The 19,792-nt window shown below is 41.2% G+C and carries 14 protein-coding genes and 2 pseudogenes; 8 read left to right on the forward strand and 8 right to left on the reverse strand.

Features of this window, described 5'->3' with window-relative positions:
• Positions 1 to 317: 317 nt before the first annotated feature.
• Together NSTCB13_RS07835 and NSTCB13_RS07840 are read right to left on the reverse strand one after the other, a co-directional pair.
• Positions 318 to 1,019 carry an acyltransferase gene (locus NSTCB13_RS07835; protein ID WP_448271878.1) on the reverse strand — a complete coding sequence of 234 codons (702 nt, stop codon included), beginning with the start codon at positions 1,017 to 1,019 and terminating at the stop codon, positions 318 to 320.
• Positions 1,020 to 1,681: 662 nt separating this feature from the next.
• Positions 1,682 to 1,846, reverse strand: a complete 165-nt coding sequence (locus NSTCB13_RS07840; RefSeq protein WP_179063512.1) for a hypothetical protein — start codon at positions 1,844 to 1,846, stop codon at positions 1,682 to 1,684.
• A gap of 584 nt (positions 1,847 to 2,430) precedes the next feature.
• Here NSTCB13_RS07840 and NSTCB13_RS07845 point away from each other — a divergent pair.
• The 3 genes from NSTCB13_RS07845 to NSTCB13_RS07855 all read left to right on the forward strand — a co-directional run bounded on the left by NSTCB13_RS07845 (position 2,431) and on the right by NSTCB13_RS07855 (position 9,478).
• On the forward strand, positions 2,431 to 2,754 hold the full coding sequence (locus tag NSTCB13_RS07845; protein ID WP_322671054.1) for a hypothetical protein: 324 nt from the start codon (positions 2,431 to 2,433) through the stop codon (positions 2,752 to 2,754).
• A gap of 622 nt (positions 2,755 to 3,376) precedes the next feature.
• Positions 3,377 to 5,941, forward strand: coding sequence for an alpha-glucan family phosphorylase (gene glgP, locus NSTCB13_RS07850; RefSeq protein WP_448271879.1), 2,565 nt, complete (start codon positions 3,377 to 3,379; stop codon positions 5,939 to 5,941).
• An 861-nt stretch (positions 5,942 to 6,802) separates the two neighbouring features.
• Complete coding sequence (locus NSTCB13_RS07855; protein WP_448271880.1) at positions 6,803 to 9,478, forward strand: beta strand repeat-containing protein; 2,676 nt, start codon at positions 6,803 to 6,805, stop codon at positions 9,476 to 9,478.
• Between the two features lie 652 nt (positions 9,479 to 10,130).
• Here the strand turns inward: NSTCB13_RS07855 and NSTCB13_RS07860 are convergent.
• Entirely contained in the window at positions 10,131 to 10,856 is a 726-nt protein-coding gene (locus NSTCB13_RS07860; RefSeq protein ID WP_445629043.1) for a DUF429 domain-containing protein, read from the reverse strand.
• A gap of 151 nt (positions 10,857 to 11,007) precedes the next feature.
• Between NSTCB13_RS07860 and NSTCB13_RS07865 the strand changes: the two genes are divergently transcribed.
• On the forward strand, positions 11,008 to 12,273 hold the full coding sequence (locus NSTCB13_RS07865; protein ID WP_448271881.1) for a glycosyltransferase family 4 protein: 1,266 nt from the start codon (positions 11,008 to 11,010) through the stop codon (positions 12,271 to 12,273).
• 32 nt (positions 12,274 to 12,305) lie between these two features.
• Positions 12,306 to 13,172, forward strand: coding sequence for a calcium-binding protein (locus tag NSTCB13_RS07870; protein WP_445629045.1), 867 nt, complete (start codon positions 12,306 to 12,308; stop codon positions 13,170 to 13,172).
• A 245-nt stretch (positions 13,173 to 13,417) separates the two neighbouring features.
• On the opposite strand, the gene NSTCB13_RS07875 is transcribed toward NSTCB13_RS07870, so the two are convergent.
• Both NSTCB13_RS07875 and NSTCB13_RS07880 read right to left on the reverse strand, forming a co-directional pair.
• Positions 13,418 to 14,989, reverse strand: a complete 1,572-nt coding sequence (locus NSTCB13_RS07875) for a B12-binding domain-containing radical SAM protein (RefSeq protein WP_448271882.1) — start codon at positions 14,987 to 14,989, stop codon at positions 13,418 to 13,420.
• 473 nt (positions 14,990 to 15,462) lie between these two features.
• Positions 15,463 to 15,660, reverse strand: coding sequence for a hypothetical protein (locus NSTCB13_RS07880; protein WP_448271883.1), 198 nt, complete (start codon positions 15,658 to 15,660; stop codon positions 15,463 to 15,465).
• A gap of 406 nt (positions 15,661 to 16,066) precedes the next feature.
• Between NSTCB13_RS07880 and trpS the strand changes: the two are divergent.
• The 3 genes and pseudogenes from trpS to NSTCB13_RS07895 all read left to right on the forward strand — a co-directional run.
• Positions 16,067 to 17,078: pseudogene (gene trpS / locus NSTCB13_RS07885) on the forward strand (tryptophan--tRNA ligase).
• Between the two features lie 58 nt (positions 17,079 to 17,136).
• Positions 17,137 to 18,057 (forward strand): methylenetetrahydrofolate reductase, encoded by a 921-nt coding sequence (locus NSTCB13_RS07890; RefSeq protein WP_448271884.1) that lies wholly within the window; start codon positions 17,137 to 17,139, stop codon positions 18,055 to 18,057.
• A 126-nt stretch (positions 18,058 to 18,183) separates the two neighbouring features.
• Positions 18,184 to 18,378: pseudogene (locus tag NSTCB13_RS07895) on the forward strand (DUF2887 domain-containing protein); the annotation flags it as partial.
• 11 nt (positions 18,379 to 18,389) lie between these two features.
• On the opposite strand, the gene NSTCB13_RS07900 reads toward NSTCB13_RS07895, so the two are convergent.
• The 3 genes from NSTCB13_RS07900 to NSTCB13_RS07910 are packed head-to-tail and all read right to left on the reverse strand — an operon-like array spanning position 18,390 to position 19,762.
• On the reverse strand, positions 18,390 to 18,755 hold the full coding sequence (locus NSTCB13_RS07900) for a hypothetical protein (RefSeq protein WP_448271885.1): 366 nt from the start codon (positions 18,753 to 18,755) through the stop codon (positions 18,390 to 18,392).
• A gap of 60 nt (positions 18,756 to 18,815) precedes the next feature.
• The gene (locus tag NSTCB13_RS07905) at positions 18,816 to 19,193 is read right to left on the reverse strand and encodes a hypothetical protein (protein WP_448271886.1); all 378 of its coding nucleotides are present in this window, start codon (positions 19,191 to 19,193) and stop codon (positions 18,816 to 18,818) included.
• The gene (locus tag NSTCB13_RS07910) at positions 19,193 to 19,762 is read right to left on the reverse strand and encodes a hypothetical protein (protein ID WP_448271887.1); all 570 of its coding nucleotides are present in this window, start codon (positions 19,760 to 19,762) and stop codon (positions 19,193 to 19,195) included. Before NSTCB13_RS07910 ends, NSTCB13_RS07905 begins: the two co-directional genes overlap by 1 nt.
• Positions 19,763 to 19,792: the final 30 nt, after the last annotated feature.

Below are 19,792 nucleotides of genomic sequence, written 5' to 3' on the forward strand. Positions count from 1 at the left end.
GTCAGTTGTCTGACTTGTAGATGCCCTTAAGAAAGATAACTCAGAGGCGTTTACCCTTGTGACGTTGACTGATGGCAAAGGTTTCCCAAAAAAGGCAACAGCTTACAGGGGATAGTTACTATTCCCCATGCCCTTCAGGAGTGCTGAGTTAGGAGTGCTGAGTTAGGAGTGCTGAGTTAGGAGTGCTGAGTTAAGAGTGCTGAGTTAAGAGTTATTATTTATCCTCTGCTCCCCTGCTCCCCTGGTTACTGAGCGTAGTCGAAGTATGCCCCCCTGCTCCCCTGCCCCCTGCCCCTCTGCCTCTTATACCCCATGCCCTATTTCTCAACTTGAAGCTTTGCTATATCTTTGCCAATTCGGTTTTTGATTACTCGTGCAGGTGTGCCGACAGCAACGGAAAAAGCAGGAATATCTCTATTAACAACTGCTCCTGCACCAATAACACTGCCTTTACCGATAGTAACGCCATCTAATACTGTTACTCCGTGTCCTAGCCAACAATCATCCTCAATCACAATTCCCTTGCGAGTAACACCTTGGTATTTAATCAGCTCCATCGGATCGGCAAAATTATGATTATTGGCATATATCCCTGAGTGGGCAGCAATCAAGCAGTGTTTACCAATTTTAATGTCTCCTGGCCCCTCAATACACACGTTAGGAGCAATGAATGTGTCTTCATCAATATGGATATACGTATCTTCTAAAGACCCGATATCAACGTTACGTTCAATCGCGACTCTATTTCCTAGATGAATTCTATTATTTTTATGTCCTCTCGCATCCATCCGCACACCTTTGAAAATATAGACTCCTGTGCCGATCTCAATACAAGAAGTACCGTTAAATTCAACACCATTTTGAATATATACCGGGCTGTCTATCTGGGCAAAAATACTACGATATCCTAAATTACGCAACTTTGGGCCGAGAAGAAGTGTTGGAATATCTCCTAACACTGTAGTTACTAAAAGTTCTTGCACGCGCTGCAATTTGGAAAAATATTGCTCGTTCTGCATGGCTACATATCTCGTGAATCAATTATTGTTGACAGTGTTTAAAGTTGTTTTGGCTGTATTCTAATCTTCTGCCAATACCAATAGACTCTGTGTGTATTAATACATGAGCTAAGGTTAGCAGTATCACCAAAATTCCCCAAGATTTTTAGATAGTTTTTCAACATTTGAAAAACCAGAGTCTGGCTTTGACTATGCAAGCAATTCTTGAGGTTAGGTGTGTAGAATTACTCAAGTAATATGCACAATTACGTTAAGTCGTTAGCAGATTTTGTACTGGATGCACGTAAAATTTTGGCTTATATTTCACAAAATCAATTAACAAAACAATTTCAGTGCATTGCTGCGTCAAAACTTAGACTCTAAACTCTCTGATGGAAAATTTGCTGGTTTAGATAGACGACTGTTTTGGTTCTCTGGCAAATTTGAAAAGCTTGCTACTGCTAACAGCACTCCTAAAACAAATAGGGATAGTGTTGTTTGTCTTGAGGCTATTCCTCTCAAGCAGTTTTAGTCTTTTGAAACAATTCAGTTTCACAAGCTGTTTTGCAACAAAAAATACATTTAACTAGACTATATTCAAAGTTTAGATAAAATTTCTGCCTAGCATAACAATGTAATTATTGTTGGATTTTTCTGGGTATTTTTGCCCAAATAAAATCCAATTAGGGTGGATTATCTCCCACATCAGCCATCACATTGAAGTTAACCATCGGTGCAAACAAGTAAGCGCTTCCCCGACTGCTATGACGGCTTTCTTGCAACGAATTTCTAGAGTATGCTGCTCCAATCATGTTGCACACGGATGATTTACAGACTAGCCAATTCACGTTTGTAATGACATGAATGGTTTTTAATAACAATTGTTTCTAACGATAACACATTTTATTTTTAGTGGAACACTCTCATGGAATAAGTTTATTTCCAGCGTTGATTGTTGATGATAATGAAGGAAATAAGTTAAATTTTTTACTAGAGCTATGCCTGCGGCTAGCAAAGCCTAACTACTTGCAAATATTTTTATACACTTAGATAAAATGTATTAAAGAGGAAGATTAAAAAATGCTATCAGAAAATATTGGCATTTTTGCCTATATTTATCTCGTTACTGATAAAAGTAATTTTATGATTGAGCTTTCAACTTAGATTGATATCTACTATACTTGTGACACCCTCTTCGTTAAAAAGCCAAACTAGCTCAAAATATTTATTTTGTCCACATACTTACTATCTAAAATATTGTAAATCACCCATTCGGGTGAGCCAAAAGGGTGATGTGTGCTTGGTACTATTCATTATAAATTTTCTTTAAAGAAAGCTAAAACGTAGCTTAGTTTCGAGGATAAATCTAGAAAAAAATATCTAATTTCCCAAATTGAGGTATCGGTTTTCACTCACACACTTGGTTCAAATTATGGCTTTAATTAAAGAAATTGTACAAGAAGCTCTAACGATCGGCTCTCTGAGTGTTGTAGCCGAAGATCAACTGCGATCGCAGCTTCAAGGTAATTATGACTCAGAAGACCTAGATGCCTGGATCATTTTACAGCGAGCGATTGCAGCAGGTGATGTAAAACTTGAGTCGCGCCGAAAAAAAGCTTCCCCATCTCCTAAAGCCAAGGACACTTCATCAAGTATCAAACTTGCTTATCAAATGGCAGCAGAACTTGCTTATGCAGCAGCTGTAGCTTTGACAATGACAAAAAATACTAAAGATCAGCCTTCATTAGGTGCATAAAATAACACCTTTGTACGTTATTTTGCTGATTTAGTGAAATATTTCATACCAAGTAGTTAGAATAGGTGTAGCCCGCCCCAGGCATCGCTTTTCTTGATTAACTGCTTGGTAGGGGTTTCATCCGATTATTTATGGGGTTTCCCTTCTGTCTACTAGCTTGAGAGTGCTGATGTAAAAATCCCAATCTTGAGAAGATTTTCATCCAAGGCTTTTGAAACTCCTTTCATCGGGATTGCCTTCTTTGACAGCGCAGTTTTATGAAAAAATAATTAAAAAATTTAATTTCACTGGACACAGTTATGGGGAATTTTTACCTTCAGCCAAGACTCTCGATCGATCCCCAGAAGCAATACTAAAATAAATATAAATTATTTATTCAAAACTAAATTTTTTTAAGTGATACATACCAGTAAATGATTAAATCTTAATATACCAAGTACATGGCTTAGAGTAAGGCAGAGAATTAGAAACACCTTGGTGTAAACTTTAGCAACGAGGTTAAAAATAATTCTCAATGCTTAACAAAGTCATCGCTTTTTCACAAACTACAGTATAAAGAATTGGCAACATTGGTAAAGAGAGTAAACAATAACCATAGCTAAACTTGGAGTTTTGCCAACCTATGCAGCCAATTCGCACATTTAACGTATCCCCTTCACTACCGCCGCGACTCGAACCACTGCGGCGGCTAGCATATAACTTGCACTGGGATTGGAACGTTGATACTAAAGATTTATTCCGTCGCTTAGACTCTGACCTGTGGGAGTCTAGCCATCACAACCCAGTGTTAATGCTGGGTACTATCTCTCAATCGCGGCTTCTGGAAGTTGTTGAAGATGAAGGCTTTTTAGCGCAAATGGATCGAGCTGACCGTCAGTTAGACGATTATTTGCAAGAGCGCACTTGGTATCAGAAACAACGGGAACAGAAACCCAAAGAATGCTACGCCTATTTTTCGGCGGAATTTGGACTTGTAGATTGTTTGCCCGTCTATTCTGGAGGCTTGGGCGTTCTGGCAGGGGATCACCTCAAATCTGCCAGTGACTTGGGGCTACCGCTTGTAGGTGTAGGTTTGCTGTATCAGCAAGGCTACTTTGCCCAGTATCTCAATGCTGATGGCTGGCAGCAAGAACGCTATCTGCTCAACGATTTCTATAATATGCCCTTGCATCTAGAGCGCAATGCCGATGGTTCTGAACTGCGGATTGCGGTAGATTATCCAGGACGCAAGGTGTATGCCAGAGTTTGGCGCGTACAGGTGGGAACGGTTCCGTTGTATTTGATGGACACCAACATTGAACCCAACAACACTTACGACCATGACATCACAGATCAGCTGTATGGTGGCGACATCGATATGCGTATCCACCAGGAAATTATGCTGGGGATCGGTGGCGTGCAAATGCTCAAAGCTTTAGGGCTGAAAGTCACCGCTTACCACATGAATGAAGGCCACGCCGCCTTCTCTGCCCTAGAACGCATCCGCTTGCTGATTCAGGAAGAGGGACTGAATTATGCCCAAGCTAAACAAGTGGTGGCTTCGAGTAATATCTTTACTACCCACACGCCAGTACCAGCAGGGATTGACTTGTTTGCTCCCGAAAAAATGTTGTACTACCTGGGGTATTATGCAGAGATATTTGGGTTGCCCAAAGAGCAATTCTTAGGACTGGGGCGCGAGAATACAGGCGATTTATCCGGGCCTTTCAGTATGGCGGTGCTGGCGCTAAAAATGGCAACATTTTCTAACGGTGTCGCCCAACTCCACGGTGTGGTGTCGCGGCAAATGTTCCAAGGCTTGTGGCAAAAAGTGCCAGTGGAAGAAGTGCCGATCGCCGCAATTACCAACGGTGTCCATGCTCGGAGTTGTGTGGCGAAATCGACTCAAGAATTATACGATCGCTATCTCGGCCCAAATTGGTCATCAGCACCACCAGATAGCCCATTGTGGGAGCGGATGGACGCCATTCCCGATGAGGAATTGTGGCGCAATCACGAGCGCTGCCGCTTAGATATGATTTTGTATGTGCGCGAGCATTTGGTCAAGCATTTGCGCGATCGCGGCGCTTCCGCTTCCGAAATTTCCCAAGCCCAAGAAGTTTTAGATCCTTACGCGTTGACTATTGGCTTTGCTCGTCGTTTTGCCACCTACAAACGCGCTACCCTGTGGATGCGCGATTTGGATCGCGTTAAGCGGCTTTTACTAGCTAATAAAGACCGGAAAGTGCAATTCGTGATTGCTGGTAAGGCACATCCTAAAGATATTCCCGGTAAAGAACTAATCCGCGAGATCAATCACTTTATCCGCGAACAACATTTAGAAAAACAGGTAGTGTTTGTTCCGAATTACGACATTCACATCTCCCGGTTAATGGTTGCGGGTTGCGATATCTGGTTAAATACACCGCGTCGTCCACGGGAAGCCTCTGGTACTAGTGGTATGAAAGCCGCAATGAATGGATTGCCGAATTTAAGTGTGCTAGATGGCTGGTGGGATGAAGCTGATTACGTCCGCACAGGTTGGGCGATTGGACATGGAGAGAATTACGACGATCCCAACTACCAAGATGAAGTAGAAGCAAATGCTCTCTATGAATTGTTAGAGAAGGAAGTTGTGCCGCTATTTTATGAACATCGGGATACTGATGGTTTGCCCCGTCCGTGGGTTGCCAAAATGAAGGATGCAATTCGCCTGAATTGTCCCTTCTTTAATACAGCGCGGATGGTAGGAGAATATGCCCAAAGGGCTTATTTCCCAGCTAGCGATCGCTATCATACCCTGACTGTTGATAACTATGCTCCAGCGAAAGAACTAGCCGCTTGGAAAGAAAAACTCAGCGAACACTGGTTCAACATCAGAATCAAAGATGTTGACGTATCGGCAGCTTCAGACATTGAAGTTAACCAAACCGTTGCTGTCAAAGCCAAGGTTGACTTAGCAACTTTGAGCAATAATGATGTGCAGGTGGAATTATATCAAGGTGCGATCGATGCCAATGGTGAAATTGTCAACGCTGTACCAGTAGTAATGGATTACCAAGGCGAAGATGGACAGCAATTGAGTATTTACACTGGTAATATCATCTATACCGCTTCTGGCTTACAAGGTTTGTCTTTGCGTGTATTGCCGAAAAATAAAAATCTGGCTAATCCTTATGAACCAAGGTTAATTGCTTGGGCAGAATAAGAGTGCTGATTAATTTTTGAATAATCAAGATTAGGCGTTGCTGATTTAATAGCAACGCCTTTCGTGTGCAATGCAGTCACGCTTCAAAAATAATTATTGCTAGAATGATGAAAAATTTTAACAATTCAAAATTCAAGACATAAAGACTAATATAGCATTTCCTAGTCTACTGAGGTACAAATCTCTGCGTACCTCTGCGCTTTACTTTGCGTCCCTCTGCGTTTCAAAATATTATCTGTACTTCACTTAACTGAGAATCGCTATAGTACACAAACAAAATATTTTTACGTAAATTTATCAGTACATAATGTGAAGAATACACAAAGATACATTTTGAAGCAAAAATATCTAAGTAAATACAGTAATATATAGTCAATCTGAGATTTTGGGATTATTTAGATGTTCTCTATTTTCAAGATAGACATATACATAAAATGGCTCGCAAGGAGGTTATAAAAATATTTTTACTGAGTGAAAGTTAAGTATTTTCTCTTCTAGTAGAACTTAAACGCTGGCAATAAACCAAATACCAAGTATAAATTTTCAGCATTCAATTGTAAGATTTTTTAATTATTCTTGTTCATTGATTTTTACTGAACAAAAATAATTAATTTAGCCTGAAATGACCCACGAGCCTGAATCTACACGCTCATTAGTTTGTACAGCGCTTAAGGCTTAGATAGTGTCACGTAAAAGCCATTATTTGGATGAATCTTTGATAAATACTAGTGTTAATTAAAGATGATGTATAAGTATGGCAAAAACTTAAAATGCCGTTTAATTTTTGTACCCAAAAATAGCAATAAAGTCCATGTTGATAACGGAAGTTACTGAAAAGCTAGATTTAGGTAGATAAAAGTTATGGCAAATATCATTGGAACCAACGGTAATGATAACCTACTGGGTACTTATGACGCGGACACAATTAACGGTCTTGCAGGGAACGATACCATCGCAGGTAACCAGGGTAACAACACTCTAACTGGTGGCGGTGGCAATGATAAATTTATTTATAACTACATCACCGATGATATTGATATCATCACCGATTTTGGTGGCGTAGGTAAAGGAACACACCCAACAGCAGCAGTCATTGCTGAAGTGGACACTCTCAATTTTCAGGGCGATAGTCGCTTAACTGCCCAAAATATGATCCTGACCCAGAATGGCAACAATCTGGAAATCACCTTTGCAAATGCAACCTACTATGAAGACGACCCTACTCCCAAAGTCATTCTGCAAAACTTTGCCTTAGAAAATCTGGATAACCTCAGCAAATCCACTGGAGCGAGTGTAAACTTGGGCAATATCCTGTTTTATGGGCAAACTACCATCACAGACAGCTTTGATGTTTTCAATGCCAACTCTACCCAAAGTACCATCTTCAATAAGAATACAGTCACCTTCCTTAACGACCTGAACAATAATGTTAACGGCTTTGATAACTCAGATGATGTCATAAATGGTCAGGGGGGTGATGACAAAATCGATGGCAAAAGTGGCAATGACTTACTCAGAGGTGGTACTGGGAATGACACGCTCATTGGTGGTGCTGGGAATGACACGCTTGTTGGGAACACAGGCGATAACTCCATCGCTGATCGTTTTCGTACTGGCGATGATAATTTGAATCTTAACAATTCAAAAGGCAACGATCTGCTCATTGGTGGCGATGGAAATGATTCTCTCTTTGCCTCTGGTGACTACAGCGAGGTCCGAGGAGGCTCAATTTTATTTGGCAATCCTACCTCTGGCAATAACACCCTCAATGGTGGCGCTGGTGACGACACCTTGAATGCTGGTTATTCAACAGGGAATAACACTCTCAACGGTGATATTGGTGATGATTATTTGGATGCTATTTATTCAACAGGTAATAATTTGCTTTCTGGTGGCGCTGGTAACGATTATCTCTCCGTTTCTGGCTTCCACGACTATTTTTATGGATCTTTTGGGAGAATTTATGGCACTGGGAATAACACCCTCAACGGTGGTGCTGGTGACGATACCTTGGATGCTAATTATACAACAGGTAATAACACTCTCAACGGTGGTATTGGTGATGATTACTTAGATGGTAGTTATGCAACAGGTAATAACACCCTCAATGGTGGTATCGGTAATGATTACTTGAATATTAACAACTCAAAAGGCAATAATTTGCTCTTTGGGGGCGATGGCAACGATACCTTCTCTGGGGGCACTAGTGGCAACGATCGGAACAATCTGGGCGTTACTGGCAAAGATACGATCGATGGGGGTAAAGGTGATGATTTGTTATCTTTCGATTACGACTCTTCCCACGAATCTTACGATGACACCTATGTTAGCGAAAGAATCACAACGAATTACAATGCTACTACTAACATTGGATCGATTACAGCAGGCACGAATCTGGTTAGCTACAAAAATATCGAACGATTAAATATCGTAGGTACAGCCTACGATGACAACATTGTGGGGAGTAATGGCAACGATACCCTTTCTGGGGGCAGTGCTGGCAATGATACGATCGATGGGGGTAAGGGTGACGATGTGTTGTTCGCCGATTATACCTATGCTAACCAAGGAATCACAACGAATTTCAATGCTACTACTAACAGTGGGTCAATTACAACAGGCACAAATCAAGTTAGCTACAAGAATATCGAACGATTAGATATCACAGGTACAGTTTACGATGACAACATTGTGGGGAACAATGGCAATGATACCCTCTCTGGGGGCTATGGTGGCAATGATACGATCGATGGGGGTAAGGGTGACGATGTGTTGGTCGCCGATTATACCAATGCTAACCAAGGAATCACAACGAATTTCAATGCTACTACTAACACTGGGTCAATTACAGCAGGCACAAATCGGGTTAGCTACAAAAATATCGAACGATTAGATATCACAGGTACAGATGCCAATGACAATATTGTGGGGAATAATGGCAACGATACCCTCTCTGGGGGTTATGCTGGCAAAGATACGATTGATGGGGGTAAGGGTGACGATTTGTTGTTTGTAAATTATGGCAGTAGTTTCAAAGCAATGACTTCGACTTTCAATGCTACTACTAACACTGGGTCAATTACGACAGGCACAAATCGGGTTAGCTACAAGAATATCGAACAATTAAATATCTTAGGTACAGATGCCAATGACAACATTGTGGGGAGTAATGGCAACGATACGCTCTGTGGGGGCAGTGGCAATGATACCCTAACAGGTGGGAACGGTACTGATACCTTTACTATCTATAATTACGACAGGGGTGTTGATACTATTTATGACTTCAACGCTACTAATGAATTGATTCAGCTATCGGCTTATGGGTTTGGAAATCGCTTATCAACAGGTTCACTTTCAGCAAGTCAGTTTACAATCGGAACATCTGCAACCACTAGTGAAGAACGATTTATTTACAACAGCGCTACAGGTGCATTGTTCTTTGACCAAGATGGTAGTGCATCTGGCTTTACTCAGGTACAATTTGCACAACTATCTGCTGGATTGTCACTAAGCAACAACAATTTTGTGTTTTTTTAATCCTGATTAGCACTCTGCCATTACCAAGCGATACGGTTTGCGGAATGCTATTTTTAACGTGAGTTCGACAAGCCCTCTCCGTATCGGCTACGGGTCTATACACAAGTCTGAACTGGCTCAAGAATCTGGGTTTTACCCCAATACGCTTGGGTTAAGCAAATTTATCTGTTCAGGCAGGCTGTTCTTGAGCAGGGGAGGCAGGGGAGCAGGGGAGGCAGGGGAAGAGAAAAAAGCTTAACTGAACTGTATTGGGTTTTACCCCACCCTAACCACTGCCCGAATTCAACAAACGACAGCCCGAATTCAATAAACGACAGCCCGAATTCAATAAACGACAGCCCGAATTCAATAAACGACAGCCCGAATTCAATAAACGACCGCCCGAATTCAATAAACGACCGCCCGAATTCAATAAACGATCGCCCGAATTCAATAAACGACCGCCCGAATTCAATAAACGACTGGATTTAAGAAGAAATTAGATTTGTGTGTACACGGTAGCTCCATATCGGAGAGGGGAGCCAAAATCCTAATTTCTCGTTGCTCCTCTCTTTCCCCGTGGGAGAGGGAGGTTGTCCGGGAGAGGATCATCGAACTCACGTTATTTTTAGCATCAGCAAGGACTCTAAAGCAGCAAAGGCTTCGCCTTTGCTCAAATTCTTTGAGGGATGACAATGTAACCGGTGGTGCGATCGCCTAATACAAGATTACGTTTTTCTCCCCAATACCACCAGTATGCAGCAACATAGGCGCAAATTAAGCTATCTAGTTTATCTTCGGTTGCTTTGAGGGCTGCGCCTGTGGTGGGGATTTCAAGAAGGAACAAACCGCAGAGGCGCAGAGGAGGAGAGAAGGAAGGGAGAATATCAAAAAGATATTTTTGGAGTTTAATTAGTTCTAGACGGCGCTCATTGAGTCGTCCTTTTTTGTATTTGAGGATGCGTTCTAAGTTGAATAAATTAACGATTGCTGGGTGAGGGAAGACTTCTATTTGATATCTGCTGAGTTTTTGCGGTTCTATGGTGGGGGCGTGGGCAAAACCGCGCGATTCTAATTCTAAGCCAAAGTTGATGGTGCGCTCTGCAAAGGGTAGGTTTTGATTTGCTGGGTAGCATCCTGCATGATATTTGCCAAAGTACTTGTGGCTGAGTTTGTCGGGGAGACGACTCCCGGTAGCATTGGGTATGAGGGTAGGTGCATCTACGGCGATAATGGCTGGCTCATCTGGTTGGACGCTGCGATCGATCCAGGTGAGGATGTCTGCAATGGCATCTTTGCGGTCTAGATCGAGTAGTTGCAGTTGTCCATCTATCCATTCTAAACAGCACAATCCACTTGGTTGCGATTTCCAGCCCAAATCAATGCCAATAAATTTCATGGTCATAACACGAATTTGCGATTATTTTCGCATTTTCAAGGAAGCATTTATCTAAATTTACTTGCTAAAAGTTGTGATAAATAATCTTATAATCTTAAGCAGCTTGTCTTAATTTATTTTATCTGGCAATAATTTAATCAAGATTATTCCAATGAAAGTTTTATTTTTACATCCCAATTTTCCCTCGCAATTTCGCAACCTAGCAATAGTTTTGGGTAAAGATCCTAATTGCCAGGTTGTCTTTGGGACAAATCGTCGGGAAGGAGAAATACCTGGCGTTTTTAAAGCTATTTATACTCCTTCTCGTGAAGCTGCGCCTCAAACTCACCACTACGTTCGCAACCTGGAAAATGCTGTTCTCACTGCTCAAGCTGTCTATCGGGTGGCAGAAAAATTAAAATCAGAGGGTTTCTTTCCAGATATAGTTTATGGTCATTCTGGTTGGGGGCCGACTTTATTTATGAAAGATGTTTTCCCCAAAGCCGAATTATTGTGTTATTTCGAGTGGTTTTATCACGCTCACGGTTCCGATGCAGATTTCGATCCCAACGATCCGCTGAATGCTGATGATGAATGCCGCATCCGGGTCAAAAACGCGCCGATTTTAACCGATTTATATAGCTGCGATCGCGGTCTTTCTCCAACTAATTGGCAGCGTCAGCAGTTTCCCAAAGAATATCATAGCAAACTCACTGTAATTCATGATGGTGTTGATACCAATTATTTTGTTCCCAAACCAGGCGCAAAGTTAGTTTTACCAAGAATAAATCTGGATCTTTCTCATGTGGAAGAGTTGGTAACTTATGTAGGACGAGGAATGGAACCTTATAGAGGTTTTCCGCAGTTTATGGAAACAGTGGCGCTAATTCAGCAGCGACGACCTAAATGCCACGTGGTAGTTGTGGGAGAAGATCGGGTTGCTTATGGGAAGAATCTCCCCGATGGTCAGACTTATAAACAATTAATGTTAGAAAAATTAAAATCATCTTTGGATTTATCGAGGCTGCACTTTACAGATAGACTTCCTTATAATGAGTACCTTCAGGTTTTGCAAGCTTCTTCTGCTCATGTTTATTTAACCCGTCCTTTTGTTTTATCCTGGTCAATGTTAGAAGTAATGGCAGCAGGATGTTTGCTAATAGCTTCTAATACTTTACCAGTTTTAGAGGTTGTACAGGATGGGGTGAATGGACTGCTGGTAGATTTCTTTTCTCCCCAGAATATTGCTAATCGGGTTGAAGAGGCGCTGAATAATCCTCAAGAAATGCAAGCAATTCGTGCGAATGCGCGAGAGACAATTATCAAGCGTTATGATTTGGCCAAACTGTTACCACAGCATTTGCAATGGATGTTTGCTGGCAAAACTTCTGATAGTTTGAAAAAGCGTCCAAGTTCTAAAGGATTTGGTAAATATTAGTCATTGGTCAAAAGATAAAAGCGATATGTACAATGCGAATTATTTTTACCATTGCCCATTTTTTCAAACCTAGCGGTGAGGGTCTTCATGCTTCCCAACGCAAAGACCCGCAACCTCGCTTGCGGGCGTTAACTAATAGCCTTACGGCTTTACACCAATTATTTGGTAAATCTCAAAGTATTATTAACATTGCTCAACGAATAGCTTTTCCTGCTAACCAGCCGCAATCTCACGAACTAGATATTGTTATTTGTACAACCCAAGATAATCATCTTTTAAACCAGCTTCCCTTACCATCTCATTTATATAAGCATCATTCTACTAATGTAGAACCTATGCTTTTGGGTTTTGAGTGCCAAGCTGTTCTGCAAAGTTGTCTCAATCAGTATGATTATTACTGCTTCTTGGAAGATGACTTAATTATCCACGATCCTTGGTTTTTTATAAAATTAAATTGGTTTACTCAACAAGCAGGTAATTTAAATTTGCTCCAGCCAAATCGTTATGAAATCTCTCCTTACGGTTTGGTTCATAAAGCTTACATTGATGGGGATTTGGCTTTGCGGGTAACTGCTCCTTTTCAAAATGTTCAGGAGCAACCAGAACTCAAGGGGACAATTATGAATGCACCAATTACCTTTCGCCGTGCCCTTAATCCTCACGCAGGCTGCTACTTTTTAAATGCAAATCAAATGGCTTACTGGGCTAATCAAACCTATTTTCTCGACCGAGATATTAGTTTTGTCGGGCCTTTAGAAAGTGCTGCCACCTTGGGAATTATGAAGACATTTCGGATTTATAAAACCTCACCGGAGCAAGCAAGTTTTTTGGATATTCAGCACTTTGGAACTGGATTTCTAGGGTTAATTGGCGGACAGGTGAGTTTAGCACAGAGGTAAATCGAATTTAAGAGTTCGGTTTTTGTGAGCAAAATTAATGCGATCGCTATTGATAAAACATCATAAAAACACATTAGCGATCGCTTAACAATCAACTAATCTTAAATTGTGACTAATGGTTTTTCAACAGGTGTAGGCAATACGGTTCGGTTAAAGGGGAAAGGGTAAAGGGGAAAGGTGAATAAAAAACCTTTAACCCTTAACCTTTTCCCTTTTCCCCAAACCCTATTTTGAGTTCAAAATGCTTATCCGAACCGTATTGCAGGTGTAGGCGTAGTCAGGGGATCGAATCCTAATTGCTCAGTAATGCGCTCTCTGGCTAAAAGGCGGTATTCCCAAAAATGCTCGCCAGCAGCACATAAACCCAAATACATATTCACAAATTGCGGCTTGGTACGGAGAATAGCCCAAAGTTGTTGCCAAAATTGACCGCGAATTTCTTGCCGTTGCCAACCTTGTCGCCAAAGTAAGTTTGCAAGTAGTCGCAGTCCTTTGCCAGGGGGAAAATACATTGTCTGCTGTAGTTGGGGATTAGGTGTAATCTTCAGGCATTGTTCAAAACAACGTCGGAGATAGTTTTTGGGTTCGTACATTCTCCAAATTGCCTCTAAATATTCTTTAGCAACTTCAGCCATTGGCCGGGTAGGAACAAAATTCATTAAGGAATTCTGATCCCCCACCTCCGTACCTCCAAATCCTTCTAATAATCGCTCTTCTCGTTTTAGTCTTTCCCAGAGGGCAGTATTGGGAATAGCTTGCAGTATACCGAGCATCGGTTGAGGAATGCTGGTTTCTTCAATAAAAGCTTGAATTCGCTCCCCAGCGCCAGCCTTTTCTCCATCAAAACCAATGATAAATCCTGCATAGATTAACAATCCGGCTTCATTGATGGTACGACAGGCTTCTAAGAGGGGATTGCGGGTATTTTGAAACTTGCGAGTGACTTGCAAGCTGTCTCGATCTGGTGTTTCAATACCCAAAAAGACTGAGTAGAAACCAGCTTTAGCCATTAATTCTAATAGCTCAGAATCTTCTGCTAGGTTGACGGAAGCTTCAGTCAGGAAGGTGAAGGGATAATTACGTTCCTGCATCCACGGAATTAACTCTTGTAAAAGACGTTTTACATTGCGTTTATTGCCGATGAAATTATCATCCACAACGAACAGAGATCCGCGCCAGCCTAAGTCATAAAGGGTTTGGAGTTCTGCTAAAGTTTGACTGGGTTCTTTAGTGCGTGGTTTGCGACCGTATAGATTGATGATGTCACAGAATTCGCATTCAAAAGGACAACCGCGAGAAAACTGGATTGCCATCATTAAGTAATCATCTCGTTTGAGTAAATCAAAGCGAGGGATAGGGCTTTGGGTTACATCTGGTTTTTCAAGAGCGCGAAAGGTTCCTTGTTCTTCACCTTTAGCGATCGCATCTAAAAACTGTGGAACTGTAATCTCTCCTTCATCTAAAATCAAATAGTTAGCTCCTGCTTTTTGGGCAGGTTCTGGCACTGAAGTCGGATAAGGCCCACCTACAGCAACTTTTTTCCCCAGCTGTGCTGCTTTGTGAATTTGCACGAGAAAATCTTCTTTCTGTGCAAGCATGGCAGAAAGAATCACGATGTCGCACCATTGCCAATCAGCATCTGTTTCTTGGTTAACATTGCGATCGTAAAACCGAACTTCCCAGTCTGTTGGTAGCATAGCGGCAACAGTCAGAATCCCTAGCGGTGGAATAAATGCTTTAAGTCCCGCTATTTTCATGAATTCGTCGTAAGACCAAAACGTTTTCGGAAAGCGGGGGTAAAGTAAGAGTACTTTCATTGCTGTAGTCCTCTAATTAAATTTTGGTTGAAAAATTTTTTACTTTTGATAAATCCGGGTTTTGGATGGTCATTGCAGGGATGATGCTACGATCCCACTACCTTTATTCTTGCTCTATCTATTTTTAGATAGACATTTACATCGGCAAAGATAATTTTGTAATCAGTTAGCAGGATAACCGCCGTTGTCATAAAATATAATCGCGGATTTATGCAACGAAAAACTGCCAGACCAATCGTCTGTTAGTAAATCCAGAAATAATTGAGCATTTTTATAGGTTAGAGTAGTAAAGCTTTCATCAGCAGACTCTCCTGAATGAAAAAATTAACTCATAATGTTGAGATTACTGCTACTTTCTCTGAAAAGAATTTAAATTTTGTCTATTTTTGTAAATCAAAAGTACATAAACTGCTTTGATGAGGAGAAAAAGTTTTTATTACGGCGTTTTACAGTTTAGTATTTCTATTGTCATGTTATGTAAACGCAACCTTTTGCAATGCGATTGCATCGACTGACAATGTGATTGCATCGACTGACAATGCCATTGCATCGACTGACAATGCGATTGTATCGACTGACAATGCCATTGCATCGACTGACAATGCCATTGCATCGACTAACAATGCGATTGTATCGACTGACAATGCCATTGCATCGACTGACAATGCCATTGCATCGGCTTTTTATTTACAACAGACTACAGTCAAGCTTTACAATACCTACTCTATAAGCTGTCAAAAGTACATTAATGGATTAACAGTTAAAAAATATACCATCCCTGCGGGACGCTTTGCGTTCGCATAAGCGTCCCGCAGGGTACGTAGGGGCGCAAGGCCTTGCGCCCCACAAATCTAGAAATAATTTGGGATAATTTATTTTTGCAAGTCCCTAAGTTGTCGTTCTTCTTTGTGAAGAGTTTCTATAGCAATCGGAGTTGAGTTAAAATCTCTTATTCCACAACGGCGAGTTGACCTGGAAAATGTCAAAATTAAATCAGTTTTGCGTAGGCGCAAGCAACTTGTCGCCAGACATCGCCACTTGACATAGCGCGGATTTGAGATAACTAAGTTGAAATTTATGGGCAAGCAACGTGTTCTTTCTGGAGTTCAACCAACCGGCAATTACCATCTAGGTAACTATTTGGGAGCCATTCGCAACTGGGTAGAAGGTCAGAGCGAATACGAAAATTACCTTTTTGTGGCTGATTTACACGCGATTACAGTGCCACACGACCCAAAACAGTTGGCAGCTGATACCTACACTCTTGCTGCTCTTTATCTAGCTTGTGGTCTTGATTTAAATCACTCCACTATCTTTGTACAATCCCACGTTTCGGCCCACAGTGAACTCACTTGGTTGCTCAACTGCATTACGCCTCTGAACTGGCTGCAAGATATGATCCAGTTCAAAGAAAAGGCTGTTAAACAAGGAGAAAATGTGAGTGCAGGCTTACTGGATTACCCTGTGCTGATGTCAGCTGATATTTTGCTTTACCAAGCCGATAAAGTGCCAGTGGGTGAAGACCAAAAGCAACATTTGGAATTGACACGGGATATTGCAGCTCGCTTAAATCACCAATTTGGTAAACCAGAACAACCAGTTTTGAAGTTACCAGACCCCTTTGATTCGCAAAGAAGGGGCAAGGGTGATGAGTTTAGCGGACGGTACGCGCAAAATGTCGAAGTCCGATCCTTCAGAGTTAAGCCGAATCAGTTTGCTAGATTCACCAGAGCAGATTCAATACAAAATTAAGCGTTGTAAAACCGATCCGATTCGGGGGCTGACTTTTGACGATCCAGCGCGTCCAGAGTGTAATAATTTGTTAACGCTCTATACATTGCTGTCAGGGAAGAAAAAGGAAGATGTGGCAGTTGAGTGTCAGGATATGGGCTGGGGACAGTTCAAGCCATTGTTGACAGATACAATTATTGAGTCTCTCAAACCAATCCAAGAAAAATATCACTCGATAACGGCGGATAAAAGCTATTTGGAGTCTGTGTTGCGGGATGGAGGGGAAAAAGCTAGAGCGATCGCAAATCAAACTTTATCACAGGTAAAAGCTGCTTTAGGCTACTCTCTTCCTCTATAAGTTTTCGCTTTTCGGTGTGATTGGCTATACCATTTAAGAAATTGAATTTCTTAATTTTATGCATCACACCCATAGCCCCACAGCCTTCCGCAGAGCTGTACAAGCAGGTGAATTTCTAGTTACCGCCGAGGTAGCACCGCCGAAGGGGGGAGATCCAACGCACATGATTCAAATGGCGGCGACTCTTAAGGGGAGAGTTCATGCCGTCAATGTTACTGATGGTAGCCGCGCCGTGTTAAGGATGTCTTCGTTAATGGCGTCGGTGATTTTATCACAGAATGGCATAGAGCCGATTTGTCAAATTGCTTGCCGCGATCGCAATCGCATCGGTTTACAAGCTGATTTGATGGGCGCTCATGCTTTAGGCATAAATAACATTTTAGCTTTGACTGGCGACCCTGTAAAAGCAGGCGATCATGCAGATGCCAAAGCAGTGTTTGACTTGGAAGCTGTGCGATTGCTGCAACTGATTCGGAAGATGAATCAAGGCGTTGATTGCAATGAAAAACCCTTGACTGATGGAGCCTTAGATTTATTTGTTGGTGCAGCAGTAGATCCGCAATGTAAAAGTTGGTCGGGTTTACAAAGTCGATTTGAACGTAAAATCGAAGCTGGAGCGCAGTTTTTTCAAAGTCAGTTGATTACTGATTTTGATCTGCTAGAAAAGTTTATGGATACCATTGCTGCTGGTTATAAAAAACCAATTTTGGCAGGAATATTTCTGTTGAAATCAGCCAAAAATGCTCAGTTTATTAATAGATGTGTTCCGGGTGTAAATATTCCCCAACATATTATTGATAGATTGGCAAAAGCCAAAGACCCTTTTGAGGAAGGGATGAAAATTGCTGCCGAACAAGTGCAGATAGCGCGGCAATTATGTCAGGGTGTACACATGATGGCGGTGAAGCGTGAAGATGCGATCGCGCCAATTTTAGATTTGGCTGGGATTGCTCCAGTGAATCAGTTGGTATCTATGTAAATTAGAGAATGAATCTTTTATTAAAGCAGATAGGAATAACTATCTGCTTTTTTTATGTTGAAACAGACGCATTTACACTATTTTTGATAGACTTTCAATATCCAATGTTTCCTTGACTAAATCTAGGTGCAAACTGACAAAATATTTTATAGCTTATTTCAAGCTTTTCCTAGCATATTTTTTGCCATAATTGGCGACACGACTGCCAATATCAACGCATATCAATTTGTTTCAGTCGAGCTAAAAGAAACTGCTTTTAGGATTGATGGGGTATTCATCCCCACAAGTGAAACTACGAACCAACCACTTTACTTTGTTGAATCCCCATAGGGTTAATACTCATCGTCACGGAGGATAAAGCCGGATTCCTTGTTGAGGAATCCGGCAAGCTGCTTAATGAGTCCACGAAGACGGTTAAATTTGTGTTTAACAAGTTCGTCGGTAGCATTGTGCCGATATTCTGCGAACAACTTCTTCTCTGTATACTCAGTTAAATGCACATCTAATTTTTTTTCGTTGATGTACAACCTATCAACAAATCTATCTTTAAGAGAATCAATTTCTGTTAACAAAATATTCTCTACTTTGCTAATCTTGGCGTTAATGTTGGCTTCTACCTGTGCTAATCGGTAGATAGCTCCTATCAAAGTAAGTAACCCAAGAATGATAGTTAGAGCATTGTTAATATCAATTTTCATAATGATTTTAAATAAAATGGAATTGCAGAAATAAATTAATTTACTTCTGCAATCATTTGATTACTGCAAAAAACCTTCAACCTTCAGCTTCCAACCTGCAAATGACGCAAGTGGAAGCTTGCCTACCCACTTTGATGAAAACCTGCAAGATATCGACCGGAGATAATACCCCGCTCCTCTCATTTCATGAGGAACTGGCAATTCATAAACAATTATTTCATCACGGACTGGGATGTATACAGGCTTGGATTTAGTATTTTGTTCGTCGGGATATATAAATCGTATATATGCACCGCTTTGTATCTTAGTTCTGTTCCATCCTTCGGTATCAGTGATGGTGGTAGTGATACGAAAAGTGTCACTAATTGTATCTCCAGGAAATAATTGCCAGTTGTCTGATACTTGAATTTCTCCGATTAAATTCCACGAAATACTCATTAGAAACGTGCAATTACTTCACGTCCAAATTTCAAGAAGACTTCACCATGAGCGCCAAGAACATCACGTTTAGTTCCGTTAGTTTTGTTAAACAAGGTTCCAAAATTGGTGATGATGGTTGATAAAGTAAACGCTCCAGTCGCAACAGAGAATGGAATGCTGTAGTGAGATTGATTGCCGTTCTTGTCATAAAATTTGACATAACGGTTACGAGTTGCTGTTGCAGGGACAACTACAGGAGTTGCGTCACCATAGAACCAACTAATAGTTACTAACTTCCGTTTATCACCCTTGACTTTTGGAATTGATACTGCATTCTCTGGAACAGTTGCCAATAATCCAACAGAAGCTAAACCACCAAGTTTTGTGTAAGCTTCTTTTTTAACTGTTACTGCTAAAATCAATCCTGCTTCCAAAGGATCGCGGTAGTAAGCAGTATCATAATCTTCAGCTGCCTGTGGCGTATATGGCTTTGGGTTATTGATCAGATTTTGTCTACGTTCTGCTTCTCTAGCTTTAGCTTTGTCGGCCCGCGCTTGTAATTCTACGTAACTTAAGCGTTTAGACATTTTTTATACCTAAAATTGGTGTTCATCTCG

The sequence above is a fragment of the Nostoc sp. DSM 114160 genome, from assembly GCF_053470305.1.